Consider the following 578-nt stretch of genomic DNA (forward strand, 5'->3'; position numbering starts at 1 on the left):
TGAGGTAACGAATCCGCCGCGCTCTTCGATATAATTGTCCTGGATAGAGTTTTGGCTGCTTTCTTCTCTCATTTCCTCGTTTCTCGCAGGAATTACATCGACTTTGTAATTGCCTGGTGTTGGCTTTACAGCTGGTGCTGTATCCTGGGCCTGTGCGCTTCCTGAAGAAGCTGTGGCTGTAAATTCCTGTTCACCAGGCGTCATCTGACCTGGTTGCACAGTAACTGCATTCTCGTTCCATTGTTCAGAATCAGGGCCTATCTGTACTTTTGCATTTTAAATACTGACTGATTCCACGTTGCCTGAAGTTTCTACCTGGAACTGGGCCTGGAAATCCGCGATATTATGATTTCTCCGGCTCTGTTGAAACCCTCTTTCCGTCTTGCGATTTGTTGAGAGACTAGTTTTTACTGTGATCCACGGAAACTAGCCAGAAGGAGCGTTCTCTCCAATGTCAACGCTGAAGGATTTCAACAGAGCCTGTGATTCACGATCAATGGACGGTCAAACAGTCTCACCATCTCGACGAGATGGCTGAGCACTGGGCCGATGAATTTGGGCTGGGTCACGCCCAGGTA

1 pseudogene is annotated in these 578 nt (G+C 48.1%); it reads right to left on the bottom strand.

Annotation, left to right across the window (positions count from 1 at the left end):
• Positions 1-204: pseudogene (locus tag DVK00_RS22130) on the bottom strand (hypothetical protein); the annotation flags it as partial.
• Positions 205-578: the final 374 nt, after the last annotated feature.

It is taken from the genome of Haloarcula sp. Atlit-47R (genome assembly GCF_003665985.1).
Taxonomy (GTDB): Archaea; Halobacteriota; Halobacteria; order Halobacteriales; family Haloarculaceae; genus Haloarcula; species Haloarcula taiwanensis.